We start from the raw sequence: 24,025 nt of genomic DNA on the forward strand, positions 1-24,025 counted from the left end.
CTACAGCTTAGTTAGCCAGTTATGATCTTGACCCACTATCCACCAATTGAAGGGGTGACGTCGATGGAACGACCGGCGATCGTACTGCTCAGCGGCGGTCTCGACTCGACGACGGTACTGGCCATCGCGAAGGACCGGGGGTTCACCCCGTACGCACTCAGCTTCCGATACGGGCAGCGCCACAGCGTCGAGTTGGAGGCAGCTCGACGAGTCACCCAGACGCTGGGGGCAGCCGGGCACAAGACCGTCGACATCGACCTTCGCGCCTTCGGTGGTTCAGCGCTCACGTCGGACATCTCGGTGCCCAAACACGACAACGTCAACGAGATCGACGCGAGCAGCATCCCGGTGACCTATGTACCGGCGCGTAACACCATCTTCCTGTCTTTCGCGCTCGCCTATGCCGAGGTCGTCGGCGCGACAGACATCTTTACCGGCGTGACCGCGGTCGACTACAGCGGCTACCCAGACTGTCGACCTGAGTACATGGCGGCGTACGAGAAGATGGCCAACCTCGCCACCAGGGCCGGTGTCGAAGGGGGAACCCCGCTCCGCCTCCACTCGCCGCTCATCGAGATGTCCAAGGCGGACATCATTCGCGAGGGCCTCCGCCTCGGAGTCGACTACTCGATCACATCGAGCTGCTACGACCCCGACGAGCGGGGACGGGCATGTGGTGGCTGCGATACCTGCCTGTTGCGGCTCAAGGGTTTCTCTGAAGCCGGTGTCACCGATCCCGTGACGTACCGAAACGTGAACGCATGACCTACTTCATCAAGGAAGTTTTCTACACCTTGCAGGGCGAGGGCAGCCACGCCGGACGGCCTGCCGTCTTCTGCCGCTTCTCTCGATGCAACCTCTGGACCGGCCTGGAGAAAGATCGGTCCCGGGCAATCTGCAAGTTCTGCGACACGGATTTCGTTGGTACCGACGGTACGGGAGGTGGGCGGTTCGCCACGCCCGACGAACTCGCTGACGCAGTGGAAGCGGCGTGGCCGTCGGAGGCCAAGGATAATCGCTTCGTAGTGTGCACGGGGGGCGAACCGTTGCTGCAGTTGGACGCAGCGGCTGTCGATGCCCTTCACCACCGCGGGTTCGAGGTCGCCGTGGAGACGAATGGCACCCGTGTTCCCCCAGCAGGAGTGGACTGGCTCTGCGTCAGCCCGAAAATCGGCGCCGATCTGGTGGTGACTTCCGGCGACGAACTGAAGTTGGTCTATCCCCAGGCAGGTGGCGACCCTGCGCAGTTCGAACACCTGGACTTCCGCTCATTCCGGCTTCAACCCCTCGACGACCAAGAGCGGGATAGCCACACCGAGGCGGCAGTGGAGTACTGCATGAAGAATCCGCGCTGGTCACTGTCCTTGCAAACGCACAAGTACCTGGGAATCCGCTGATGGAGATCTTCCGAGAGTTCACCTTCGAGGCTGCTCACCGGCTCCCCGAGGTGCCGGAAGGACACAAGTGCGCTCGCCTGCACGGCCACTCCTACCGCGTGACGGTGCACGTGGACGGTAGCGTCGACCCGCACGCCGGCTGGGTCATGGACTTCGGTGACGTGAAAGCCGCGTTCAAGCCTCTCCAGGAGCAACTCGACCACCACTACCTCAACGAGATCGAGGGGTTGGAGAACCCCACCAGTGAAAACCTGGCCGTGTGGATCTGGGACCGCCTGGTGCCGCGGTTGCCCGACTTGTCCGCGGTGACGGTCCGGGAGACTTGCACTTCCGGGTGCACTTATCGAGGGCGGTGACGTGCACGACATCCAAGCGGAAGTGGACTCTCGGGGCATCGAGGTCAACCAGGTCGGCATCGCCGGGCTGCGGTACCCGGTGGTGTTCGATGACGGCATCACAACCCAGCGGGGCATCGCCGAAATTTCGGTCACCGTCCAGTTGCAGGCGGATCGCCGAGGCACACACATGAGTCGAATGGTCGCCCTCGTCCACGAGCGCTTGCAGGCGTTCGACCCCCGAGACATGGCCCAGGTGCTGAAAACCGGTGCGGCTGACCTGGATGCCCCTGGTATCTCGGTGGTCATCAGCATGCCGATCTCAGAGGTGATGACCGCGCCGACGAGCGGGCTGGAGTCCGTGTCCGTCCACGACGTGGAGGTGACCGGCACCTGGCAGAACGGCTCCTGCCGCGTGACCGCAGCAGTGACGTCAGAGGTCACGAGTCTATGCCCCTGCTCGAAGAGCATCTCCGACTATGGTGCCCACAACCAGCGCAGCAAGGTCACCTTGTCGGTCACGGGCAGTGAGGACCACCTATATCCCCTGCCGGTGCTGGATGCGACTAAGATCATCCGCGACAGCGGGTCGGCTCCGGTGATTCCGTTGGTCAAGCGCGCCGATGAGCGCACGCTCACGATGCAGGCTTATGACCATCCCGTATTCGTCGAGGACATCGCGCGCGACATCTCGCTCACATGCCGCACCCGCGGGTTGGCCCACGAGGTTAGAGTGCGCAACCTCGAAAGCATCCACAGCCACGACGCGGTGGCTCTGATCACAGGGTGACGGCATACCCTCAAGCGCTTCGCGTGACCAGGACGAACGTACAGCCGTTCTCAGAAGTCAGTCTGCTCCGAAGGAAGGCTTCCGTGAAGAAGATCACTCCGAGCGGGGTGATTCTGCTCGTCGCATACATCGCCACCATCCCCTTGGCAAATCTCGTCGTAACCCACTTCGGCGCCATCCCGGTCGGGTTCGGATTCCTCGCTCCAGCAGCCGTCTACCTCGTCGGTTTGGCTCTGGTCCTGCGAGACCTAGCACGTGAGAGCGTTGGCCGCGGCGCAGTTCTGGGCGCCATCGTGGTGGGCACCGTCCTGTCCTACCTCTTGGCCGACCCCGCGCTCGCCACGGCGTCGACCGTCGCGTTCATAGTGGCGGAACTCCTCGACTTCGCGGTGTACGAACCGCTGCGGAGACGCGGACTCATCGTTGCCGTGGTCGGCTCGAACATCGTCGGTCTGCTAGCGGACAGCTTGATCTTCCTCAAGATCGCCTTCGGTTCCTTCGAGTTCCTGCCCGGGCAGATCATCGGAAAGGCGTGGATGACCGTCGCCGCTGTGGCTGTCCTAGCGTGGCTCGGCCGCAAAAAGACTTTGGTGCACAGCAACGAGTGATCTGTCTCGTCAGGGTGGTGCCGTCACCGGTTGAGCGGGGATCGCCCCGTCTCCGCTGCCCCCTGTACAAACCTTCGTCGAGTACCGAAATAGACGACCTCTGTCACTTATGGTATCCAGGCAACTACTTCACCTGCGCCACCACAGGCACTGTCCGGCGTTCTCGATTGACCGAACACCGGAGATGATCGCGCCATGCCCGTCGAGCGTCGCCGCGCCATCGATGCCGCGATCGCCGCGTTCACCGCTGTTGACATCACGGCCGCGACTGCGGCGGGAGGACGTCGTAGGCAGCCTAACTCTTGAGATAACGGCGCGCGGTTGGACATCGACGTCGAAGTTGCCGCGACCGTGACGCCAGACTCACTCGTGAACCAACTTCGTCGATGGTCGGTCACGCGTCCCCAAGCCACCCTTGCCCTCTCACTCGTCGCAGATCGCATCGTGGCAGCTAGCCACCGGGGCAACCGCGATCGATGGCGCAGGCGCGATGGTCACTACTCCGACCGGCGATGTCCGCGTGGATGTGCTCGAAGTCAGCGAGGAGCAACTCGACCGACCGGCTCTACCTGCTCGGTCACGACTGGGCTCTGCGTTCAGCTACACCACTGCACATCCGCACCGTCAGTGGCGGCACCACATGCGAACACACCGTCCGGACCGATCGTCCGCGCGCAACTGACAGCCGCCGATGTCCAGCGGAAACAGGACGCATCTCTGTACGTCGAACGGTGGTTCAGGACAGCCGCTGAGCGGAGCTTGCGCTCATCAGAACCAACGCCCAGCGACTCCGACACCACGCCGGACACGGTTGCCCTGGTCGGCGGGCTCCTCCTCGCTTCGCTAGCGCGCTGGCGACTTTCAGACAGCGCCGGCACACGAGCAGTTCCGCATGCCGGGCGACGTGCCGAACTGCTCGTCGTCCTAAGGCGCGACGATGTCGAACGGCAGTTGCAACTGATCGGCCGGCTCACCCGCAGCCAAGCCCGCAGCAGCCGTCAGTGTCGCAGCGAAGCGACGGGCCTCGTCCTCGGTCAGGTGCCAGCCCTGATCGGTCTCTCCCTTGCCGCACCAGATCCGCAGGGCATCCTCGCGGGCGCCCTGGTCAAGGCTAACGACCACGTGCTCGGGCTGCCTCCCCAACCCCGGCCCCATCTCCTCAGCGTCCTCCAAGGTCAAGGGCACCCCGTTCCTCCCAGCTCGAGAAGTGACGACGATCCGGGCCGGCATCGTGATCGTCGTGTAGACCGTTGCACCACCGCGGGCACGGTTTCACCAGCCAGAACACGGGCCGTGAGCAGATTGCCGCATCCTCACCGGAGCAGGCGATCAGATCTGACGCGTCGACCTGCGTCAGGTCAGCTCGATGAAGCGGAACGCGTCCGCAGCGGACGCAGGTATGCCCTCCACTCTGCGGCGTATCGAGCGCGCTCAGATCACCCCCGGGGACGTTTGCCCAACAGAGCCTTGTTCTCCATACCGTTCTCCTTCAACGCAGAGCCCGTAGACAGATGATCAGCCGATACAGGCGGAGCGACACGCCGCGCAGGCGTCGCACAATCGAGCGGTTCCTTTCATGATCACGCCAGAGATTCAGTATTAGGGGTGTCGACTCCCCCGACAAGGAAGGCAACGCAATGCCTGACCATCAGTGGTCGCTCACCTCGCTCGAGATCATCGAACGACGATTCAACGAGTTGACCGCGCAGCCGACGTCGCTGTCGCTCGACGGGCGCGCCATCGGATTCGGCCTCCCCGACCGGCCGATCACCTTGGACGAACTCCGGATCACCCTCCTGAAGCGTCAGACCAGCAACCAGGTGAAGAACGCCGTCTGGAGCGAGGTCGTGCGACGGGCGCAGGAACAGGGCGGCCCCTGGACCACTGCGGCGCTCGGGTTGATGATGCCGGGTCTGAAGAAGGTCGCCGGCAGCATCGCCCGCAACTTCCGCGGCGACATCGCCGATTTCGACGCCGAGATCGTCGAAGGTTTTCTCCAGGCACTGAACTCACTGGACCCCGACAAGCCGATGCTCTACTCGTCGCTGCGGTTCATGGCCCGCCGCTACGGACTGGAGGCTCGCGGCAAGGAAGGCCAAATCAACGGAACACGCTCCACCTACGACGAGAGCACGTGCGTCAGGTACCGAGCCCGGACGACCGGACATCCGGACCTCGTCCTGGCGCAAGCCGTCAAGGACGACACCCTGACCGAAGACGAAGCCAGTCTCATCGGACGGGTACGGCTCGACGGCGAGGGCGCCGCATCCGTCGCCCACGAACGCGGGGTCTCCTCCTACCAGTTCCGCAACAGCTGTCACGGGCCGAGCGACGACTGACAGAGTCCCTCACTCGCCATTCCGCCGCAGCATGAACCCCCTGGTGTGTCGGCGGCCAAGTCTGGACGCCGACACCACCAGCGATGACATCTCCTCAGTCCCTCACGCCGGAAAGCCGGCGCCGTGAATCATCGAATAGCGCGCAAACTTGGCCAGCCACGGTTCTACCGCGTCGGCGAAGCTGCGGCGATGCTGAACGCGAACGGCACCCACCGGCATGGAAACCGGAAGGCCTGGCAGCAGGCCGGGATCTCATGACCCGCATCATGACCCGAAAAGCTGCTGCCTGGTGGTATTCAGGAGGGCACCACAGAGAACCGTGAGGACAAAGTTGCTGCGACACCTGCTTTAGGAGAGCAGGCAACAGCGTTAACTATGGCCTCTACCTGCTCATCAGCTTCTTCGAAGCCGCCGGTTCGGTACCGTGCCGAAGTGGGTACCAAAGCCGAACGCCGTGCCGCTGCCACGCTGGTTTCCGCCTACCACGAAGCGCGGCTGAACGAGCTGGTCGCGCACGTCGCCGATGCCGTCGACCGGCACCGCGCGGGCGAGCTGGACGCCTTCGAGGTGGACAAGGTGATTCACCAATACCAACGAGCGGCGCGGCAACTCTGGACGTTCTGCGGCCAGTCCGGGACCGAGGTGGAACTGGCCGCATACACGATCCGTCGCATGGCGGAGGACGGTGTCATGGTCGACTGGTGGGAACGCGGCGGTTCCCGGCGTTGACGCGTTGTGCAGACGGTACTCAACGGCGGCGCTTCTTTCCCTTGGTCGTCCTGGATCGGCGCAGACCGCCCAACGGATGCACTTTGCGGCTCGGCTCGAACATCTCGGCCAGCTCCGCGAGCCCCACCTGGTCCGGATGTCCCGATTCGAGGATCGCTTCACGCAGCCCCGTGAGTTCGCCGGCGGGCAATGCGCTCAGTGCCTCGGACGCTCCTTCCGGGCCGGCCGCCTCCAGCAGGACGAGGAACTGCTCGGTCATGCCGAGCAGGCGTTCCCGGTCGTCGACTTCGCCGAGGTCCAGTTCGCCGCTGTCGATCAGCACGCGCGTCGCGATCGGGCCGAGGGCCGGGTCGGTGCGCAGGTCGCCCAGCAACGCATCGCCGTCCGGAAGGGAATCGACGAGGACCTCGAGCATGTCCGACGCCAGCGTGCGGAACGGGCTTTCGCGGATGGCGTCCAGCAGAAGGGGAAGGCCGGCCTCCCGGCCACCATGTGCGGCCAGCCAGCCGGAAATCTCCGCCGCGGCTGTCTCCGCGGTGTAGTGGCCCACGAGCGTGCTCAGCATGGCGGCCGGCGGGGCGTCGGCGAGGTCGCCCACCAGCGGTGCGACCCGGCCCTCGCGCAGCAGCCGCTCCCGCACCGCCCGGCTGCCCAGGGGCGTGAGGGCGACCAGGTCGACCGCCGGGGCATCGAGCGCGTCCCGCAGCCGGTCCTGCACATCCGGCGGGAGCTCGGGGTTCTCCGGTACCAGATCACTGCGGTACATCGGGTCGGGCGGCCCCGCGGTCAGCTCGACCGCACCGAATTCGGCCAGCTTGCCGAGCAACCGGCGGAACTCCAGTGCGAGGCCGTCCCGCCACAGCGGCTCAGTCGACGGTTCCAGATCGAAGTAGGTGTGTTCGACACAGGCCAGCCAGACGCTTTCAGCGAGCCGAACCACCGGGACCGGCTCCGGCATGCCATAAATCGTGTTGAGCACGTCCGGAAGCACGATGTCGAGGTTCTCGTCGAGCAGCTGCGCGTACCCCGGAGCCCAACCACTCTGCTTGACCAGCAGGCCCCGCGAAGGAAGCGAGTCGAACGCCTCCGTCCACAGCGCGAGAGCGTTCTTCACCAGCGACGTCGCCTTCGCCACGCGCACCAGCTTGCCCTTGACCACTCGCACGATCCGGGTCCGCTTGGCGATTTCGAACAGGGTGGCGAGGTGCGGCAGGTCGGCGCTGCTGCGGACGGGGTACATCTTGTCGCCGCCGTCCCATTCGAGCACATCGCCGGTACCCAGCAGCGACACCAGCTCGCGGGCGTCGGCGAGCTTCAGGTTCCCGGTGCTGGTCAACGCACGGCCCTCACCCACCCAGTCGACGAGCTTCCGCAGCTGGGCCACGATCGGTGAAGCTTCGGCGGCGTCCGCGAGTTCCGAGTCGGCCGGCAGCGACACCGCCGGCTGGGGAAAAGCGCGTTCGGTCTGCTCGGTGAACTGCCTGGCGACGAGTTCGTCCAGGAGTTCGGCGTCGTAACTGTGCCGTCCCTCGCGCACCTCGGCGAAGAACGCGTTCAACGCCTCGTGGTCCGAGCGGTCGATCCCCTTGCGGGCCGCGGTCATCACCCAGTACTTGGCGACGCCGAAATTGCCTTCGTCGGCCATCACGGCCGGAAAATCGGCCGATGCCTTCGTGACTGCGCTCTCGAGATCCGCCACCGGCTCGCCCGTGGGGTCGGCCAGCCCGATCTGGTGGAGGTACCGGAAGAACATCCGCAGTGTTTCGGGCACGAGGACGGCCTCGTCGGCGGTAGCCGACAGCGTGCGCGGCACGTAAGACAGCAGGAACTCCCGGACCTGCGCGGTGGTCCACCAGGTCAGCCGCCCGTCAACGGACGCGTGCCGGAAATCGAGTGCCGAAACCACGGCATGCGGGTCGACATCGCGGCCCTGCGCAGCAGCCCACTTCGTGAAGCGCCGGACCAGGAGGTCCTGCCCCGCTTCGAAGCCTTGGCGGTCGTCCTGGTCGTAGTAGGTACGCACCCGGTCCCCTTCTGTCGCCTACCGGCAAGGTAGTGAAAGGAGCCGGATCGTCCGCACCCGGGCGTCAGGGCTGATCCGCCCAGCGGGCCCCGTACACCAGCCCGGGTGTGAGGTGGCGGAACTGCACGTGGACCTCCCCCGCCGCGTCCGGCTGCAGCGTCCGCCCCCGATAGCCCGGGTCCGCGATGTCCCTCTCGAACGCGCCATCCAGCACCAGCACCTCCGGTGGCCCCTTCTTGCCGAACCGCAGCCGCAGGTCGAACACCTCACACCGGTGCCGCGGGACGTAGACCAGCCGCGTTTCGGCTTCGCCGGGCACTCCCACGACTCGCCGCGGGGTAGGGGATGGCAGTTCCACCTTGCCCTCCGACAGCGTCCCTCCGTACAGCACCAACCCGTCACCCGCCGGCACTGCTAGGTCGAACGACCGGAGACTGTCCTGGTCCGCCACCACGCGGTGCTGCTCGAACACGCACGGCTCCTCGAGCACCAACGCCGGTCGAGCGCGGCTGCACGCGGCTGGCCGTCGAAGATCCCGGGTGGACGCGGCTGTGGCGGGCGGCCGAGAGCGCCGGGATGACCGTCGACCCGGTGCCGGTCGACGACGAAGGCATCGACGTCGGGCGCATTCCGGCGGGCGTCCGCGCCGTGCTCGTCACACCCGCGCACCAGTTCCCCGCCGGTTCCGTCCTCTCGCCGCGGCGGCGGGCCGAACTCCTCGGCTGGGCGCGGGACGTCGACGGGCTGATCCTCGAAGACGACTACGACGCGGAGTTCCGGTACGACCGGCGGCCCGTCGGCACCGTCCAGGGCACCGACCCGGCGCGGGTCGCGCTCTTCGGGTCGGTGAGCAAGACGCTCAGCCCCGCGCTCGGGCTGGGCTGGGCCGTCCTGCCTCCACAGTGGACGGTGCAGGCACACCCGCCACCCGTGGTCGACCAGCTCGCGCTCGCCGGCTTCGTCGAAAGCGGCGGCTACGACCGGCACCTGCGCGGCGCCCGGCTGCGGTACCGCGCCCGGCGCGACCGGCTCGTCGCCGCGCTCGGGCCCGCGCGGCTTTCCGGTGCCGCCGCCGGGCTGCACCTTCTGCTCCACCTCGACCGGGACGCCGCGGCCGTCGTCCGGAAGGCGAAGGCGGCCGGTGTCAAGGTGGCCGATCTCGACGGCTACCGGTCGGCGCCCGGCGAGCCCGCGCTCGTCCTCGGCTACGGCAACCTCGCCGACTCCGGCGTCGAAGCCGCCGCGTGGCTGCTCCGGCAAGCGATGACAACGGCTTGACCTGCTTGCCGCCTTCTCAAATGCCCCCCGATGTGAAAAGCTGCTGGACAGTCCGCTTCTGACAACGTTGTCACCTGGGAGGTGCGCGCCCCATGGGGTCGCCAAGCAGACCACTGATCGCCGCCGCGGCCGCCGTGCTCGTGGTCGCCGCCACGACCCAGGCCACCGCGGCCGCCGCCACGCCGGTCGATCCGGTGAGCCTGGTCAACCCGTTCGTCGGCACGCAGAACTTCGGGAACACGTTCCCCGGCGCCAGTGCGCCCTTCGGAATGGTGCAGGTCAGCCCGGACACCGGCGGGCAGGGCGGCTACGACTACCTGCAGAACGCGATCTACGGCTTCAGCCAGACGCACCTGTCCGGCGTCGGCTGCGGCGTGATGGGCGAGCTGCCGATCATGCCGACCACCGGCGCCGTGGACAACGTTGACAAGAACGCCTACCGGTCCGAGTACAGCCACGACGACGAGCACGCCGAGCCCGGCTACTACCGCGTCGGCCTCAAGAAGTACGGCGTCGACGCGGAACTGACGGCGACCGCGCGCACCGGGTGGCAGCGCTACACGTTCCCGTCGACCGGCGCGGCGAACGTCCTGTTCAACACCGGCCAGGCCAACCAGTCCGTGAAGGACTCCGAGATCCACGTCGTCGGCGACCGGACGCTCGAAGGGCGGGTGAAGGCCGGCGGGTTCTGCGCCGGGCACGACGAACACACCGTCTACTTCACCGCGACGTTCGACCGGCCGTTCAGCTCGTTCGGCACCTGGCGCGACTCGACGCGCACGCCGGGCAGCCGCGACGCCGCGGGCACCGGCGGCAACGGCGCCTGGGCGAGCTTCGACGCGACCACCGACCGCGACGTCGTGCTCAAGGTCGGCCTGTCCTACACCGGTCTCGACGGCGCCCGGAAGAACCTGGCGGCGGAGACGTCGAACTTCGACTTCGATGCGACGCGGGCCGCGCTGCACCAGCAGTGGGCGGACCGGCTCGGCGCGGTCAAGATCGCCGGCGGCACGACCGAGCGGCAGACGGCGTTCTACACGGCGCTCTACCACGCTCAGCTGCACCCGAACCTGGCCGGCGACACCGACGGCGCGTACACCGGCTTCGACGGCAAGGTGCACACCGCGAGCGGCTACACGCCGTACCAGAACTTCTCGCTGTGGGACACCTACCGGCCGCAGAACCAGCTGCTGGAGCTGCTGGAACCACAGGTCGCCCGGGACGTGGCGCTGTCGGTCGTCGCCACCGGGCGCGACGGCGGGTGGCTGCCGCGGTGGGCGCTGGCCGAGAGCGAAACGAACATCATGACCGGCGACCCGGTGACGCCGTTCCTCGTCGAGGCGTGGTCGAAGGGCCTGCTCGCCGGGCACGAGGAAGAGGCGTACGCGCTGCTCAAGAAGAACGCGACGAGCACGCCGCCCGCCGATTCGCCGTACAACGGCCGCTCCGGCGTCAACTACTACAACGAGCGTGGGTACATCCCGAGCGGGCTGGAGCTCGGCAAGGACTGCGCGGCCAAGGGCGGCGACAACGACTGCGAGCACCCGGCGTCGGCGACCATGGAGTACTCGGCGGCCGACGCGGCGCTGGCGTTGATGGCCCGCGGGCTGGGCCACGGCGCCGACGCGAAACTGTTCGCCGACCGCGGCCAGTGGTACAAGAACCTGTGGGACTCCTCGATCCAGCAGTTCCGCCCGCGCACGACCGAGGGCACCTTCGTCACGCCGTACAACCCGGTCGACGCCGGCCACCAGTTCCACGAGGGTGGCGCCTACCAGTACCAGTGGCTCGTGCCGCAGGACCCGAGCGGGCTCGTCTCGCTGATGGGCGGCAAGAAGCCGACCGAGAAGCGGCTTGACTCCTTCTTCGCCTACGACAAGCTGCTGACCGATCCCGCGGGTACGGCGCGGAAGGACTGGATCGCCAGCCCGTACGACTACTACGGCAAGGCGACGTACAACCCGAACAACGAGCCCGACCTGCTGGCGCCGTACACGTACAACTGGGTCGGCGCGCCGGCGAAGACGGCGACCGTCGTCCGCGCGGCGATGACGCTGTTCACCACCGGCCCCGACGGCATGACCGGCAACGACGACCTCGGCACCATGTCGGCCTGGTACGTCTTCTCGTCGCTCGGCCTGTACCCGACGATGAGCGGCGCGAACTTCCTCGCGCTGTCGAGCCCGCAGTTCGAGTCGGCGACCGTCCGGATCGGACAGTACGGGTCCGCGCAGGGCGGGACGCTCACGGTGTCGGCGCCGGGCGCGAGCGACGCGAACCGGTACATCCAGCGCGTGTCGCTCAACGGCCGGGACGTCCGGCAGACGTCCCTGGACTGGGCTTCCCTGGCGCACGGCGGGACGCTGGCCCACCAGCTCGGCTCCCGGCCGTCTTCTTGGGGAACTTCGCCGGCCGCGGCACCGCCTTCGGTGAACAACGCGCCGGGCGACTCGCGACGGCACGTCGACGCTTCGCTGCGGCAGACGTCCGTGGTGATCCCGGCCGGCGCCGCGCAGCAGGTCCACCTCGACCTGGACGTGGTGGCCCAGAACCCGGTGTTGCAGCCGGTGACGGTGTCGGTCACGTCGCCGTGGAAGGCCCGGGTCCAGCCGTGGGAGTTGATCTGGTCGGGACGGCTGCCGGTGCAGCGGACGGTGCCGATCACGGTGACCGTGCCGGCGGGCGCGGCCCTCGGGACGTACCCGGTGCAGGTGACGGTGTCGGGCCTGGGCGCGAACACGGTGACCCGCTCGGCGACGATCGAGGTCCGGACGCCGTCGGCGTGCGTGTCTCCGGGCCCGCAGTGCGCGGTGGACTTGGGCCGCGACCGCAACCACGACGGCACGGCCACGGTGTCGGCGTCCACGGAAGGCAACTTCGACGGCGGCGGCTGGAGCTACGACGCTTCGCTGCTCCCGGCGGCCGGGCCGGTGGTCTGGGACGGCGTCACGTACGCGGCGCCGGACGCCTCGGGGACGGCGGCGAACTTCGTGGAGGCCCGCGGGCAGTCGCTGCTGCTCCCGGCGGGTCAGCACGCGGCGTTGAAGCTGGCCGGGGCGTCGCACAACGGGCCGGTGTCGACGACGCTGACGGCGCACTACACCGACGGCACGAGCGCCGACCTGGCCGTGACCTTCGGCGACTGGGCGGGATCCGGGAGCCCGGTGGTGCTCGAGATGCCGCACCGGATCAAGGCCGGGAGCGGGGTGGACGGGCCGCCGGTCCGGCTGTTCGGGATTTCCGGTGAGCTGGACGGCGGGAAGACCGTGCAGTCGGTGAGCCTGCCGAACGACCCGCGGGTGGAGATCTACGCGCTCACCTTGGCGTGACGGTCCGGTTCGCCGGCGGCCTGCTTCCCGGCGAACCGTTCCGCCAGGTCAGGGCGAGGGTCAAGGGCGTCCTGGCGAGGCCGTCAGGCGACGATCCGCGGTTCCGACGCCAGCCGCGACAGGACGTGGGTCAGCCGCCGGGCCGCCACTTCCCACTCCTCCAGTGCGCTTCCCCGGCCCAAGGCTGCGGTACGCAACGAGCGGCGCAACTCCGGGTCCGCGTACCAGCGGTGCAGCGCGTCGGCCAGGGCGAACGGGTCGTCCGGCTCGACCAGCAGGCCCGGCATCTCGCCGTCGGCGTCGACGCCCAGTGCGTCGTACACCCCGCCGACCTCGGCGGCCAGTACCGGGATGCCCCGGGCCAGCGCCTGGGCCACGAACATGCCGGATGTCGCCGCGCGGGCCGGGATGACCAGGAGGTCCGCCGCGTTGTACGCCGCGCCGAGGTCGACCGCGTCGCCCGCCAACGTGATGCGGTTGCCGAGGCCGAGGCGCTCGATCGACCAGCCGAGCTCGCTGACGTACGCCGGGTCCGCCTCCAGCGAGCCGGCGAAGACGCACGACAGGGCCAGGTGGTCGACCTCGCCGAGGGCCTGGACCAGCACGTCGTGGCCGTTGCGGCGGGTCACGTCGCCCACGCAGAGGAGCCGGGACACGCCGTCCGCGCCCGCCGCGAGCGGGGCCGCGTCCGTGCCGGGCTTGGCGACGTAGACGCGACCCGGGTCCAGGTCGTGGCGGTCGATCAGCAGCCGGGCGAGCCACGGGCTGGTCGCGACGACCATGCCGGCCATCCGCAGCGTCTCGCGCTCGCACGCGTCCAGCTCCGCGGCGTGCGACGGGGTGAGCCCCGGCTCGTCGGCCAGGGCCTGGTGCACCAGCACGGCGAGGCGCAGCCGCCGCGCGTGCGGGACGACGATCTCGGGGACGCCGGAGGCGATCATGCCGTCGAGCAGCACGACCGTCCGGTCCGGCAGCGCGGCGAGCGACCGCGCCAGCCTCCGTCTCGACGTCGCGTCCGGCTCCGGCCAGTCGCCGGCGATCGGCAGCTCCAGCACCGGCTGCCCGACGGCGGGCAGGTTCTGGCACATCCGCTTGTCGTAGGTGTCGCTGCCCGGCGGCGCGGCCGGGAGGATGAACACCATCGGGTCGGCGGGCCTCATCGCGCACGCCGGAGCAGGTCGGGTTCGGAAACAGACACGGCTACCTCCAGCGTGGATCGACGGCGGTGACGGCTCATACGTCACACGCACCCCGAGCCGGGAAGGTTCAGCTCTGCGAGTCAATCATCCAGATTCCGTTCACCTGGACCATCGTGAAGGTGTCGTTCTCGCCCTTGGCCCCGTCGTAGGTGACGTGCGCCGTGACCTGGTTGGTCCCGACCTCCTTGACGCTGGACGCCTCCACCTTCCGGTATTGGCCCCAGAAGCTCTTGTACCTCTCGTACGTCTGGTTGCGCGAGGCCCTGAACTTGTCCGTAAGCAGGTTCCACGCCGCCTGCGGATTGTTCGGGAGCAGCGAGTAGTAGTCGCTCAGGGCCTGCGCCGCCGTCTTGGACGAAGACACCGTCGAAACCGTCGGCGAAGTCGGCGGAGCCGAGGTGGCCGAGGTCGGCGGCGTCGGCGACGGGGAAGACGACGGCGCCGGCGATGACGCCGAGGGGGTCGCGGACGCCGAGGTGGACGGCGTCTGCGACGGCGGTGCGGCCACGTTGTTGTCCTGCGGTGCTCGCTGCCGCACGACGAGCAGGATCGCCACGACGACCGCCACGCACAGCAGCGCCGCGCCCGCCCCGACGGCGATCAGGCCCTTGCGCGCGCCCGGCGACACCGTGGTGACCTCGCCCACGGGCACGGAGACGGCGGCCGGCACGGTCGGGACCGCGGGCGGCTCGGTTTCCGGCACCGTCGCCGCGAGCACCGAGTCACCGGGCTCCGCGTCCGGCAGCAACGCCAGCAGCTCCTGCTCGACCTCGTCCATCGACGGGCGTTCGGCCGGCTCGGAGGCGAGCATCCGCAGCAGCAGCGGCGTCAGCCGGCCCGCCTTCTCCGGCGGCACGATCTCGCCGCTGGAGGCCTTGTAGAGCAAGGCGATCGGGTTGTCGGCGGTGCCGTACGGCGACTGCCCCTCGACGGCGGCGTACAGCGTGGCGCCGAGCGAGAAGACGTCGGCGGCGAAGTCCGCGTCCTCGCCGCGGGCCACTTCGGGCGCCAGGTACGCGGGCGTTCCGGCGATCTCCCCGGTGGCCGTCAGCTTGACGTCACCGATCGCGCGCGAGATGCCGAAGTCGGTGATCTTCGCCGTGCCGTCCTCGGAGACCAGGATGTTGGCCGGCTTCACGTCGCGGTGCACGACCCCGGCGCGGTGCGCGCCGGCCAGCGCCGAGCTGATCTGGACGCCGACGCGGATGGCGTCGTCCACCGTGGCCGGCTCCTCGCCGAGCACCACGGCCAAGCTCTTCGACGGCAGGTACTCCATCACCAGCCACGGCCGGTCCTCCTCCTCGAGGACGGCGAACACGGTGATCGCGTGGGAATGCTGCAGCCGGGCGGCGATCCGCGCCTCGCGCATCGCGCGGTTCTTCGCCTCCTGGGTGCGTTGCTCGTCGTGGTCGTGCGGCAGCAGGAGTTCCTTGATCGCCACGGTGCGGTCGAGCTTTTCGTCCTGGGCTCGCCACACCGTGCCCATCGCGCCGCCGCCGATCGGCTCGAGCAGCCGGTACCGATCGCGGATCCGGCGACTTTCCACGAGCATCCACCATTCTCCGATGTGGCCGACGAGATCCGGTCAGCATGCCAGCCTGCGCGGCCGACCGGTACCAACGTAACCGAAAACCTTGCGCGGACAGCGCAAACGAGCGCTGTGGCGCCGCCCACGGTGTACCCAGGAATCCTAACGAACAACCCCGTACGCCCGATCAAGTGCGTCCACGATCTCCTTGCGCAGCCCGGCGCCGACCGCGATCGTCGCCGCCGAACCGACCGTGTGCTCGCTGCCGTCGCGGTCCACGACGGCACCACCGGCCTCGCGCACGAGCAGCACGCCGGCCATGGTGTCCCACGGGTTGTTGGACAGGATCAGTGCGGCGTCGAGCTTTCCGTCCGCCACCCAGGCGAGGTCGATGGCCGCGGTGCCGAGCATCCGGATCTTCTGCGCCCGCGCGCCGAGGTCCGACAGCAACGTCAGTCGCGCGCGGTTCTTCTCCTCGGCGAGCTCGCCGATCGCGAAATCCCCGACGGCGATCATCGCGTCGGAGATTTCCGTCGCGGTGGAAGCGCCGACGCGCGTTCCGTTCGCGAAGGCGCCTTCGCCGCGCGCGGCGGTGTACGTGACGCCGAGGTACGGCAGCGTGATCGCGGCGACCGTGCTGTGCTCGCCGTCCACCAGCGCCAGGGAAATCCCGCAGAGCGGAATTCCGCGGGCGAAGTTCGCGGTCCCGTCGATGGGGTCGAGCGCCCACCAGCGGCCACCGCCGTCCCCGCTGCGGCCGCGCTCCTCGCCGAGGATCCCGATCTCCGGCGTCTCGGCGGTGAGGAACTCCCGCAGCGCGTCCTCGACCGCGGTGTCGACGTCGGTCACCAGGTCGCGATCGCCTTTCGCGGAAACGGAAAAACTCGGGCGCGACCGGACGATCTCCGTCGCCTTCGCCACGGCCTCGCGCGCGACGTCCAGTAGTGCGGCATGCTCGGTCATGCCACCAACCCTAGAGAAGGGACGCGCGCATGACCGATCTGTTCCCGCTCGCCACCACCGCCGACGAGCAGGAGCGGCGGGCGTCGGTCGCGGTGCTGCCGGTCGGCAGCTTCGAGCAGCACGGCACGCACCTCCCCCTGGCCACCGACACGGTGATCGCGGCCACCCTCGCCGGCGCGGTGGCCGAGGCGTACCCCGTCCTCCACCTGCCGCCGATCACGATCTCGTGCTCGCAGGAGCACGCGGGGTGGGCGGGCACGGTGAGCATTTCGGCGCGCACCCTGCACGCCGTGGTCACCGACGTCGCCGCGTCCCTGAAAGCGTCCGGGGTGGACCGGCTCGTGCTGGTCAACGGGCACGGCGGCAACTACGTACTGTCCAATGTGGTCCAGGAGGCGGCGGGCGCGATGGCGCTGTTCCCGGGGGTCGCGGACTGGCAGGCGGCGCACACCGCGGCCGGCCTGCGGACGTCTTTGGACGACGACATGCACGCGGGCGAGCTGGAGACGTCGATCCTGCTGCACGCCCACCCGCACCTGGTCCGCCCGGAGTACGAGGCGGCCGACCACGTCACCGACCGGGAGCACCTGCTGACGCTGGGCCTGCGGGCGTACACGGAGTCGGGGGTGGTCGGCCGTCCTTCGCTGGCGAGCGCGGCCAAGGGGCACGTCGTGCTGGACACGCTGGTCCAGCGCTTCGCCGGCGTCCTCGAGGTCCTAGGCGCCTGAGAACGCCTGGCCCAGGTGCGGCAGCAGGTGGGCCATCCGCTCGGCCTTCGTCCGCAGGTACCGCAGGTTCTCCGGATTCGGCGGAACCAGCAGTGGAACCTGCTCGCTGATCCGGATTCCGTAACGGGTGAGCTGTTCGACCTTCGCCGGGTTGTTCGACAGCAGCCGCACCGAGCGGATGCCGAGGTCGGTCAGGATGCCCGCCGCCGCGTGGTAGTCGCGGGCGTCGACCGGGAGGCCCTGGGCCACGTTCGCGTCGACCGTGTCGAGCCCCTCGTCCTGCTGCAGCCGCATCGCCTCCAGCTTCGCCAACAGGCCGATCCCGCGGCCCTCGTGGCCCTGGACGTAGACGAGCACGCCCGAGCCCTCCTCGACGATCCGGTCCAGCGCCACCGCCAGCTGGTCGCCGCACTCGCAGTGCGTCGAGCCGAAGACGTCGCCGGTCAGGCATTCGCTGTGCACCCGGACCAGTGCGCCCAGCGGGGCGACGTCGCCGTAGACCAGCGCGACCTGCTCGGTGCCGGTGCGATCGAGGTACCCGAACGCGCGGAACGTCCCGTGCCGGGTCGGCAGCCGGGTCTCGACGACCCGCTCGACCACCGCCCGGCGCGGTAGACCTCCGGCAAGATCACTGACGTCACTTGCGGTCATGACTTCAACCCCACTTCCGATTCGATCCCGGTGTCGGCCGCCGTGCGCGGCGCGGGCACGACACCGGTGTGCGGAGCGCGGGTCTCGCGGAACCCGGCGACACTCCGGACGAACAGGACACCGGCGCCGGGCAGGCTCGCGACGAGCGTGAGCACGCCGTAGACCACGGCGACGGTGACACCTTGGGCGGCTCCCAGACCGGCCGCGCCGAAGAGCAGGGCGCAGACGCCCTCGCGCGGGCCGAAGCCACCGACGTTGAGCGGGAGGCCCATCGCGAGCAGCGCGAGGACCATCAGGGGCACGAGCTGCCACACCGGCGCGCCGACCCCGGCCACGCGGGCGGCGACGACGAACAGCGCCAGGTGCCCGGCCAGGGTCGCCACGGACAGGAAGCCCACGCTGGGCCACGTCTCGCGGGTCAGCAGGCCGAGCCGGACGTCGGCGAGGGTGGCGGCGAAGCCGCGGCGCCACTTCGACGGGCTGTGGATCCAGCGGCCACCCAGCAGGCGGCCGACGACCAGCGCGGCGACGGCGGCGAGCACGACGACCACCCCGGCCACCACGACGACCTCGCGGAACGCGCCGGGCACGACGTCCGGCGACGCGAGCACGACGGTGACCGCGGACGCGATCAGCACGACCTGGCCCGCGGTGCGTTCCAGGACGACGGCTCGCACGCCGCGCGGCACGTCCCCGCTGTCGCGGCCGTGCTGGACCGCGCGGTGGACGTCACCGAGGACTCCGGCGGGCAGCACGCCGTTGAAGAACAGCGCGCGGTAGTAGTCGGCGACGGCGGTGCGCAGCGAAAGCCGCAGGCCGAGCCGGGTGGCGACGATCTGCCAGCGGCCCGCGCTGAACAGCGTCGTCGCGAAACCGATGACGAGGGCGGCCAGCACGCCGGGGGCGCTGATCCGGCCGAGCCCGTCGAGGAAGGCGGCGCTGCCGAGCTGCCAGACGAGGACGGCCAGGATGCCGACCGCGCCGAGGATCCGCAGCCAGGCCAGTGCGCGCTTCACGCCGCCACCTCCCGGCTCGGCGGCAGGACCAGCAGGTCACCGTGGTGGATCACCGCGTGCAGCTCGCCGGACCGGGCCATCTCCAGCCGCCGCTGCAGGTAGACGTCGGCGACCGGGCGCAGCTCCGGCAGCTGCTCGACGGCGGCGCCGACCCAGCCTTCGAGCCACTGCCGCTGCAGTTCGGCCTGGTCCGGGCCGAGCCGCCAGGCGCTGTCCGCGCGGACGACCGTCGCGCCGAGCCTGCCGAACGCGGTCGCGGCGACGTCCACGGCGTTCGGGCCGAGCAGCCGGCGGCCGTCTTCGGTGACCCGGCGCTGGTGGGCATTGAACGCGGCGGCGAGCGCGGGGTCGAGCGGGTCGGCGGGCGAGAACTCCACCTTGCCGGTGACCGACAGCATGAGCAGCGCCGCGCAGCCCGCTTCGACGACCGCGGTGGCCAGGGCCGTGACTTCGTCCCTGGTCAGCAGGTCGAGCAGGGCGGACGCGGTGACCAGCGACGTCCCGGCGAGGTCGGCGGCCCGCAGCGCGGTGATGTCGCGCTGCTCGGCGACGGCGTCGACCGGGCTGCCGTCGAGCGCGGTGCCCGGGAGGCTCGCCTGGGCGTGGGCCAGCAGGTCGGTGTCGTGGTCGTGCAGGATCCAGTGCTGGCTGCCGGGCAGGCGGGCGGCCAGCCAGCGGCCGAGCGAGCCGGTGCCGCAGCCGAGGTCGCGGACGACGAGCTCCTCGCCGGCCGGGAGGAACGCGCGGAGCGGGTCGAGGAGCTCGGTGGCGCGGGCCGCGGCGTCGGCGGGTTCGCGCAGGTAGAGCCAGTCGGGGGCGAACGCGGTCATGCCGCCGCCTCCTGCCGGTGCAGGATCTCGGCGATCCGGCGGGCGGTGTGGTCCCAGCCGGTCAGGGTCTCGCGGCGCAGCTTCGCCGACGCGCGCAGCCGGTTCCGCAGCGCGGGCTCGGTGAGCCAGCGGCGCAGGGCGGCGCCGAGTGCCTCGACGTCGTCACCGGGGACGAGCATCCCGGGCACCGAGCCGTCCGGGGCGACGCCGACCGTGTCGGGCAGCGCGTCGACGTCGGTGGTCAGCACCGGCACGCCGCGGGCGAGGGCCTCGGTGACGACCATGCCGAAGGTCTCGGCGCGCGAGGGCAGCACGAGCAGGTCGGCGGTGTGGTAGGTCGCCTCGAGCGCCGCGCCGGTGCGCGGGCCGGTGAGTGTGAACCGGGCGCCGAGCCGGTGCTCGCGCAGCCGCTCGACGTACTTGGTCTCGCGGCGGATCCCGCCGACGCATTCGCAGGTCCAGCGCAGGTCGGCGACGGTTTCGAGGGCCTGGGCGAGCACGCCCTGGCCCTTGCGCGGGGTCACGTTGGCCACGCAGACCAGGCGGGACACGCCGTCAGTGCCGACGGCGAGCGGCGCGGGGTCGACGCCCGGCGTCACCGAGTGCACGCGGTGCGGGGCCAGGCCGTGGTGGCCGATCAGGCGGCGCGCGGCCCACTCGCTGGTCGCGACGACCGAGCCGACGGCCCGCAGCGTCTCGCGCTCCAGCGCGTCGAGTTCGGCGGCGAGGGCGGGCGGCAGGCCCGTCTCGTCGGCCAGCGGCAGGTGCACCAGCACCGACACCGACAGCCGGCGCGCCTGCGGGACGACGACCTCGGGCACGCCGCAGGCGACCAGGCCGTCGAGCAGCACGGCCGAGCCGGTGGGCAGCGCGGAGAGCAGGTGGCCGAGGACCGCGCGGGCCTCGGTGTCCGGCCGCGGCCAGCTGCCGGAGACGGCGATCTCGTGCACGTCGAAACCGGCGGCGGCGAGCCGGTCGCACATCCGGCGGTCGTAGGTGTTGCCGCCACTGGGGACGGTCGAGTCGTCGACGTCCCCGGGGAGGATCACGTAAAGGGAGTTCACAGGGCACGCTCGTAACTCGCCCAGGCGAGGTGCGATTCGTGCAGCGAGACGGTGATCCCGTCGAGGCCGCGCGCGCCTTCGCCGAGGCGGCCGGCGTGGACGGCGTCGGCCAGGCGGTCGGCGACGACCTTCGCGAGGTACTCGGTCGAGGTGTTGATGCCCTTGAACTCCGGCTCGTCGTCGAGGTTGCGGTAGTTCAGGTCGCTCAGCACCGCCCCGAGTTCCTCTGTGGCCTTGCCGATGTCGACGACGATGTTGTCCTCGTCGAGCTCGGCCCGGCGGAACGTCGCATCCACCACGAAAGTCGCCCCGTGCAGGCGTTGCGCGGGACCGAAGACTTCCCCGCGGAAGCTGTGGGCGACCATCACGTGGTCACGGACGGTGATGCTGAACACCAAGACCTCCGATGCGTTCGGGTGGACGTGGTCACTGCGGCTGATACATGACACGGAGGCACAGGGCGGAAAGTTCATCGGCGACCAGCCGGGGTAGCACGGACGGAAGATCGTTAAACATGCACTCGCCGCTGACCAGCGCTTCGAACGCCGGATCGGCCAGCAGATCCAGGGCGACGCCGAGGCGCTGGGCGTAGCTGCGGTCGGGCCGCGCGACCGTCCCGACCTGGCTGCTGCGGATCACCAGCCGTCGCGAGTGGAAGTTCTCCCCGAGCGGGACGCTGACCCGGCGGTCGCCGTACCAGGACAGCTCGACGACCTCCCCTCCCGGCGCGAGCAGTTCCAGGGCTTTGGTGAGGCCTGCCTCGGACGCGCTCGCGTGCACGACGAGGTCGCAGTCGCCGAGCGCCTCGTCCGGCGTCGAGAACTCGACCCCGAGCGCGGCGGCGATGTCCGCTTTGGCCGGATCGACGTCGATCAGCTGCACCCGCGCGGCCGGGAAGCCGGTGAGGAGCTTCGCGACGCTGCAGCCGACCATCCCGGCGCCGATGACGGCGATCCGGTCGCCGAGCCGCGGGCGCGCGTCCCACACGGCGTTCACCGCCGTCTCGACCGTGCCGGCGAGGATCGCCCGGCCGGGCGGGACGGCGTCCGGCACCGGCGTCACCGCGGTCGCCGGGACGACGTACGCGGTCTGGTGCGGGTAGAGGCAGAAGACCGTCTTGCCCTCGAGGTGCGCCGGGCCCTGTTCGACGACACCGACGTTGAGGTAGCCGTACTTCACCGGGCCGGGGAACTCGCCCTCCTGGAAGGGCGCGCGCATGACGTCGTGCTGGCTCGCCGGGACACCACCGCGGAAGACGAGGGTTTCGGTGCCGCGGCTCACCCCGGAGCACAGCGTGCGGACGAGCACGTCGTCCGGTCCGGGCGCGGGCAGCCGCACCTCGCACAGCTGTCCCGAGCCGGGACTTTGAACCCAGAAAGCCTGTTCCACGTGTTTCTCCTCAGCGGGCGACCGGAGGCTGGTGTCGCCACCCTATGAGCAATTCGCGGAGTCGACGATGATCAAACAGGACCTTCTCCTGCGCGCGGCGGTGCCGGCGCCGGTGTTCGCCGCGGGGGTCGTCACGAGCGGTTTCACCCCGCTCGCCTGGGCGACCGGCGTCGTCTACGTGCTCGCGCTGGTGCTGCTCACCGAGTGGGGGCTGCGCCGCAGCGGCCGCGGCGCCTTCGGACCGGCGGACTGGATCACCTTCGCCCGCGCGATCTTGGTCGGCTGCGCCGCGGCGCTGATCGCCGAGGGTGATTTTTCCCTCTGGTGGCTGGTCGGGCTGGTCGGCGTGGCGCTGCTCCTGGACGGTCTCGACGGCCAGGTGGCCCGCCGCACCGGGACGTCATCGGAGTTCGGCGCGCGCTTCGACATGGAGGTCGACGCGTTCTTGATCTTGCTGCTGTGCATCCAGGTGTCCCGCACGCTCGGGCTGTGGGTGCTCGCGATCGGCCTGATGCGGTACGTGTTCGTCGCCGCCTCGTGGACCATGCCCTGGCTGACCGCGCCGCTGTACCCGAGCATGGCCCGCAAGACGGTCGCGGCCGTGCAGGGGGTCGTCCTGGTCGTCGCGGTCTCGGAGCTGCTGCCGGCGTCGGTGACGTGGGTTTTGGTCGCGGTCGCCTTGGCCTCGCTGGCGTGGTCGTTCGGCCGGGACGTCGTCTGGCTGGCCCGCCACCGCGTCGCGGTCTCGCACCGGCCGGCCCGGATCGTCGCGATCACCCGCGCGTCCCTGCGCCGGCCGCTGGGCTACGGCCACAACCAGGCCGCCTGACCAGCAGCCATCAGGAGCCGGACTCGCGGGCCGCGCGGGCGCGGCGTTTGCCCTCGTGCATCGCGACCACCCGGGCGATCGGGATCGTGTGGCCCTCCTCGACCAGGTCCGCGGGCAGCATGAACGGCTCGGGCATCTCTTCGGTCCACGGGTCACCGTCGGCCAGCAGGTCCGGGACCGTGTGCACGGTGAAGTCGGCCGGCTTGACGTCGTCGAGGCCGGCCCAGCGGACCGGGAACGACACCGGCGCGCCCGGGCGGTGGCGCGGGCTGTAGACCGAGACGACCGTCGCGCCGCCGGCTCGCGTCGAATCGAGGAACACCTTGCCTTCGCGGCGCTCGACCACGAACTCCGTCGTGCCCAGCGCCGGGTCGATCCGCTCGGCGCGGGCCGCCACCGCGCGGGTCGCCGCCGCGATGTCCTCGGTCGGCTGGCCCGCCGCGAGCGGCACGAAGACGTGGACGCCCTTGGAACCGCTGGTCTTCACCGCGCCGTCGAGGCCGTCGTCGCGCAATGCCTGCCGCACCAGCTTCGCGGCGCCGACGGCCAGCGAGAACGGGGCGTCCGGGGGCGGGTCGAGGTCGAGGATCAGGTGCGTCGGCCCGCTCGCGGGCTCGCCGCGGAACAGCGACGTGTGGTACTCGATCGCGCGCTGGTTGCCGAACCACAGCAGCGTGCGCAGGTCGTTGCAGAGCGCGTAGGTGACTTCGCGCCGCGAGCGATCGGCCCACAGCGCCCGGCGCTCCACCCATTCCGGCGTGTACTTCGGCAGGTTCTTCTGCATGAACGGCCCCTGGCCGCGCAGCACCCGCACCACGCTCAGCAGCCGGTCGTGCAGCTCCGGCAGCATCCGGCCGGACACCGCTTCGAGGTAGTCGAGCAGCTCGCGCTTGGTGACTCCCGCGTCGGGAAAGACCTCCTGGTCGAGACTGCTCAGCTTGACGCCGTGCCTCATCTCATCGCCGCTCATCCGCCCACCCTCGCGGTCCCGCGCGAGGCG

Annotated in this window: 24 protein-coding genes; 11 read left to right on the forward strand and 13 right to left on the reverse strand. The window is 69.9% G+C overall.

Going from position 1 to position 24,025, the window contains the following annotated elements:
* Positions 1-63: 63 nt before the first annotated feature.
* The 5 genes from queC to AB0F52_RS01945 all read left to right on the forward strand — a co-directional run bounded on the left by queC (position 64) and on the right by AB0F52_RS01945 (position 3,130).
* Positions 64-765: a 7-cyano-7-deazaguanine synthase QueC gene (gene queC, locus AB0F52_RS01925; RefSeq protein ID WP_360163549.1), complete on the forward strand. Its 702-nt coding sequence runs from the start codon at positions 64-66 to the stop codon at positions 763-765.
* The gene (gene queE, locus AB0F52_RS01930; protein ID WP_360163551.1) at positions 762-1,397 is read left to right on the forward strand and encodes a 7-carboxy-7-deazaguanine synthase; all 636 of its coding nucleotides are present in this window, start codon (positions 762-764) and stop codon (positions 1,395-1,397) included. Before queC ends, queE begins: the two co-directional genes overlap by 4 nt.
* Positions 1,397-1,753, forward strand: a complete 357-nt coding sequence (gene queD / locus AB0F52_RS01935; RefSeq protein WP_360163553.1) for a 6-carboxytetrahydropterin synthase QueD — start codon at positions 1,397-1,399, stop codon at positions 1,751-1,753. Before queE ends, queD begins: the two co-directional genes overlap by 1 nt.
* 1 nt (position 1,754) lies before the next feature.
* A complete protein-coding gene (locus tag AB0F52_RS01940) occupies positions 1,755-2,522 on the forward strand; it encodes a GTP cyclohydrolase, FolE2/MptA family (protein ID WP_360163555.1) in 768 nt (255 codons plus the stop codon).
* 83 nt (positions 2,523-2,605) lie between these two features.
* On the forward strand, positions 2,606-3,130 hold the full coding sequence (locus AB0F52_RS01945) for a VUT family protein (RefSeq protein WP_360163557.1): 525 nt from the start codon (positions 2,606-2,608) through the stop codon (positions 3,128-3,130).
* 924 nt (positions 3,131-4,054) lie between these two features.
* On the opposite strand, the gene AB0F52_RS01950 is transcribed toward AB0F52_RS01945, so the two are convergent.
* Positions 4,055-4,309 (reverse strand): hypothetical protein, encoded by a 255-nt coding sequence (locus tag AB0F52_RS01950; protein ID WP_360163559.1) that lies wholly within the window; start codon positions 4,307-4,309, stop codon positions 4,055-4,057.
* Between the two features lie 458 nt (positions 4,310-4,767).
* On the opposite strand from AB0F52_RS01950, the gene AB0F52_RS01955 reads away from it, so the two are divergent.
* Together AB0F52_RS01955 and AB0F52_RS01960 are read left to right on the forward strand one after the other, a co-directional pair.
* The gene (locus AB0F52_RS01955; protein ID WP_360163561.1) at positions 4,768-5,469 is read left to right on the forward strand and encodes a hypothetical protein; all 702 of its coding nucleotides are present in this window, start codon (positions 4,768-4,770) and stop codon (positions 5,467-5,469) included.
* Between the two features lie 432 nt (positions 5,470-5,901).
* Complete coding sequence (locus AB0F52_RS01960; RefSeq protein ID WP_360163563.1) at positions 5,902-6,198, forward strand: hypothetical protein; 297 nt, start codon at positions 5,902-5,904, stop codon at positions 6,196-6,198.
* 19 nt (positions 6,199-6,217) lie between these two features.
* Here AB0F52_RS01960 and AB0F52_RS01965 read toward each other — a convergent pair whose 3' ends face one another.
* Positions 6,218-8,221 (reverse strand): hypothetical protein, encoded by a 2,004-nt coding sequence (locus AB0F52_RS01965; protein WP_360163565.1) that lies wholly within the window; start codon positions 8,219-8,221, stop codon positions 6,218-6,220.
* Between the two features lie 64 nt (positions 8,222-8,285).
* Positions 8,286-8,693 (reverse strand): hypothetical protein, encoded by a 408-nt coding sequence (locus AB0F52_RS01970; RefSeq protein WP_360163567.1) that lies wholly within the window; start codon positions 8,691-8,693, stop codon positions 8,286-8,288.
* A 104-nt stretch (positions 8,694-8,797) separates the two neighbouring features.
* Here AB0F52_RS01970 and AB0F52_RS01975 point away from each other — a divergent pair, with 104 nt between their 5' ends.
* Both AB0F52_RS01975 and AB0F52_RS01980 read left to right on the forward strand, forming a co-directional pair.
* Positions 8,798-9,499 (forward strand): hypothetical protein, encoded by a 702-nt coding sequence (locus tag AB0F52_RS01975; RefSeq protein WP_360163569.1) that lies wholly within the window; start codon positions 8,798-8,800, stop codon positions 9,497-9,499.
* Between the two features lie 92 nt (positions 9,500-9,591).
* Positions 9,592-12,828 (forward strand): GH92 family glycosyl hydrolase, encoded by a 3,237-nt coding sequence (locus AB0F52_RS01980; RefSeq protein WP_360163571.1) that lies wholly within the window; start codon positions 9,592-9,594, stop codon positions 12,826-12,828.
* A gap of 83 nt (positions 12,829-12,911) precedes the next feature.
* On the opposite strand, the gene AB0F52_RS01985 is transcribed toward AB0F52_RS01980, so the two are convergent.
* The 3 genes from AB0F52_RS01985 to AB0F52_RS01995 form a co-directional block, all read right to left on the reverse strand.
* Entirely contained in the window at positions 12,912-13,970 is a 1,059-nt protein-coding gene (locus AB0F52_RS01985) for a glycosyltransferase (RefSeq protein ID WP_360164581.1), read from the reverse strand.
* A gap of 124 nt (positions 13,971-14,094) precedes the next feature.
* Positions 14,095-15,579, reverse strand: a complete 1,485-nt coding sequence (locus AB0F52_RS01990; RefSeq protein WP_360163573.1) for a serine/threonine-protein kinase — start codon at positions 15,577-15,579, stop codon at positions 14,095-14,097.
* A 138-nt stretch (positions 15,580-15,717) separates the two neighbouring features.
* Entirely contained in the window at positions 15,718-16,518 is an 801-nt protein-coding gene (locus AB0F52_RS01995; protein WP_360163575.1) for an inositol monophosphatase family protein, read from the reverse strand.
* A gap of 29 nt (positions 16,519-16,547) precedes the next feature.
* Between AB0F52_RS01995 and AB0F52_RS02000 the strand changes: the two genes are divergently transcribed.
* Positions 16,548-17,246 (forward strand): creatininase family protein, encoded by a 699-nt coding sequence (locus AB0F52_RS02000; protein ID WP_360163577.1) that lies wholly within the window; start codon positions 16,548-16,550, stop codon positions 17,244-17,246.
* Here AB0F52_RS02000 and ribA read toward each other — a convergent pair.
* From ribA to AB0F52_RS02030, 6 genes are read right to left on the reverse strand one after another with little or no spacing between them, the layout of a single operon-like run.
* Positions 17,235-17,897: a GTP cyclohydrolase II gene (gene ribA / locus AB0F52_RS02005; protein ID WP_360163579.1), complete on the reverse strand. Its 663-nt coding sequence runs from the start codon at positions 17,895-17,897 to the stop codon at positions 17,235-17,237. The genes AB0F52_RS02000 and ribA overlap by 12 nt on opposite strands.
* Positions 17,894-18,913 carry a lysylphosphatidylglycerol synthase transmembrane domain-containing protein gene (locus tag AB0F52_RS02010; RefSeq protein ID WP_360163581.1) on the reverse strand — a complete coding sequence of 340 codons (1,020 nt, stop codon included), beginning with the start codon at positions 18,911-18,913 and terminating at the stop codon, positions 17,894-17,896. The genes ribA and AB0F52_RS02010 overlap by 4 nt, the downstream gene beginning before the upstream one ends.
* The gene (locus AB0F52_RS02015; RefSeq protein WP_360163583.1) at positions 18,910-19,743 is read right to left on the reverse strand and encodes a class I SAM-dependent methyltransferase; all 834 of its coding nucleotides are present in this window, start codon (positions 19,741-19,743) and stop codon (positions 18,910-18,912) included. Before AB0F52_RS02015 ends, AB0F52_RS02010 begins: the two co-directional genes overlap by 4 nt.
* Positions 19,740-20,807, reverse strand: a complete 1,068-nt coding sequence (locus AB0F52_RS02020) for a glycosyltransferase family 4 protein (RefSeq protein ID WP_360163585.1) — start codon at positions 20,805-20,807, stop codon at positions 19,740-19,742. The genes AB0F52_RS02015 and AB0F52_RS02020 overlap by 4 nt, the downstream gene beginning before the upstream one ends.
* Positions 20,804-21,202: a 6-carboxytetrahydropterin synthase gene (locus tag AB0F52_RS02025; RefSeq protein WP_360163587.1), complete on the reverse strand. Its 399-nt coding sequence runs from the start codon at positions 21,200-21,202 to the stop codon at positions 20,804-20,806. Before AB0F52_RS02025 ends, AB0F52_RS02020 begins: the two co-directional genes overlap by 4 nt.
* A gap of 31 nt (positions 21,203-21,233) precedes the next feature.
* A complete protein-coding gene (locus AB0F52_RS02030) occupies positions 21,234-22,196 on the reverse strand; it encodes a zinc-binding alcohol dehydrogenase (RefSeq protein ID WP_360163589.1) in 963 nt (320 codons plus the stop codon).
* A gap of 67 nt (positions 22,197-22,263) precedes the next feature.
* Here AB0F52_RS02030 and AB0F52_RS02035 point away from each other — a divergent pair, with 67 nt between their 5' ends.
* Positions 22,264-23,025 (forward strand): CDP-alcohol phosphatidyltransferase family protein, encoded by a 762-nt coding sequence (locus AB0F52_RS02035; protein ID WP_360163591.1) that lies wholly within the window; start codon positions 22,264-22,266, stop codon positions 23,023-23,025.
* A 10-nt stretch (positions 23,026-23,035) separates the two neighbouring features.
* On the opposite strand, the gene AB0F52_RS02040 is transcribed toward AB0F52_RS02035, so the two are convergent.
* On the reverse strand, positions 23,036-23,995 hold the full coding sequence (locus AB0F52_RS02040) for an ATP-dependent DNA ligase (protein ID WP_360163593.1): 960 nt from the start codon (positions 23,993-23,995) through the stop codon (positions 23,036-23,038).
* Between the last annotated feature and the right edge of the window lie 30 nt (positions 23,996-24,025).

It is taken from the genome of Amycolatopsis sp. NPDC024027, from assembly GCF_040638975.1.
Classification (GTDB): Bacteria; Actinomycetota; Actinomycetes; order Mycobacteriales; family Pseudonocardiaceae; genus Amycolatopsis.

What these genes read in the sequence shown, in the direction of transcription:
- AB0F52_RS01990 (WP_360163573.1), bottom strand. Translation starts at nt 15,579, where the DNA reads ATGCTCGTGGAAAGTCGCCGGATCCGCGATCGGTACCGGCTGCTCGAG.
- ribA (WP_360163579.1), bottom strand. Translation starts at nt 17,897, where the DNA reads ATGACCGCAAGTGACGTCAGTGATCTTGCCGGAGGTCTACCGCGCCGG.
- AB0F52_RS02015 (WP_360163583.1), bottom strand. Translation starts at nt 19,743, where the DNA reads ATGACCGCGTTCGCCCCCGACTGGCTCTACCTGCGCGAACCCGCCGAC.
- AB0F52_RS02035 (WP_360163591.1), top strand. Translation starts at nt 22,264, where the DNA reads ATGATCAAACAGGACCTTCTCCTGCGCGCGGCGGTGCCGGCGCCGGTG.
- AB0F52_RS02000 (WP_360163577.1), top strand. Translation starts at nt 16,548, where the DNA reads ATGACCGATCTGTTCCCGCTCGCCACCACCGCCGACGAGCAGGAGCGG.
- AB0F52_RS01985 (WP_360164581.1), bottom strand. Translation starts at nt 13,970, where the DNA reads ATGGTGTTCATCCTCCCGGCCGCGCCGCCGGGCAGCGACACCTACGAC.
- queC (WP_360163549.1), top strand. Translation starts at nt 64, where the DNA reads ATGGAACGACCGGCGATCGTACTGCTCAGCGGCGGTCTCGACTCGACG.
- AB0F52_RS01955 (WP_360163561.1), top strand. Translation starts at nt 4,768, where the DNA reads ATGCCTGACCATCAGTGGTCGCTCACCTCGCTCGAGATCATCGAACGA.
- AB0F52_RS02040 (WP_360163593.1), bottom strand. Translation starts at nt 23,995, where the DNA reads ATGAGCGGCGATGAGATGAGGCACGGCGTCAAGCTGAGCAGTCTCGAC.
- AB0F52_RS01995 (WP_360163575.1), bottom strand. Translation starts at nt 16,518, where the DNA reads ATGACCGAGCATGCCGCACTACTGGACGTCGCGCGCGAGGCCGTGGCG.
- queD (WP_360163553.1), top strand. Translation starts at nt 1,397, where the DNA reads ATGGAGATCTTCCGAGAGTTCACCTTCGAGGCTGCTCACCGGCTCCCC.
- AB0F52_RS01980 (WP_360163571.1), top strand. Translation starts at nt 9,592, where the DNA reads ATGGGGTCGCCAAGCAGACCACTGATCGCCGCCGCGGCCGCCGTGCTC.
- AB0F52_RS01975 (WP_360163569.1), top strand. Translation starts at nt 8,798, where the DNA reads ATGACCGTCGACCCGGTGCCGGTCGACGACGAAGGCATCGACGTCGGG.
- queE (WP_360163551.1), top strand. Translation starts at nt 762, where the DNA reads ATGACCTACTTCATCAAGGAAGTTTTCTACACCTTGCAGGGCGAGGGC.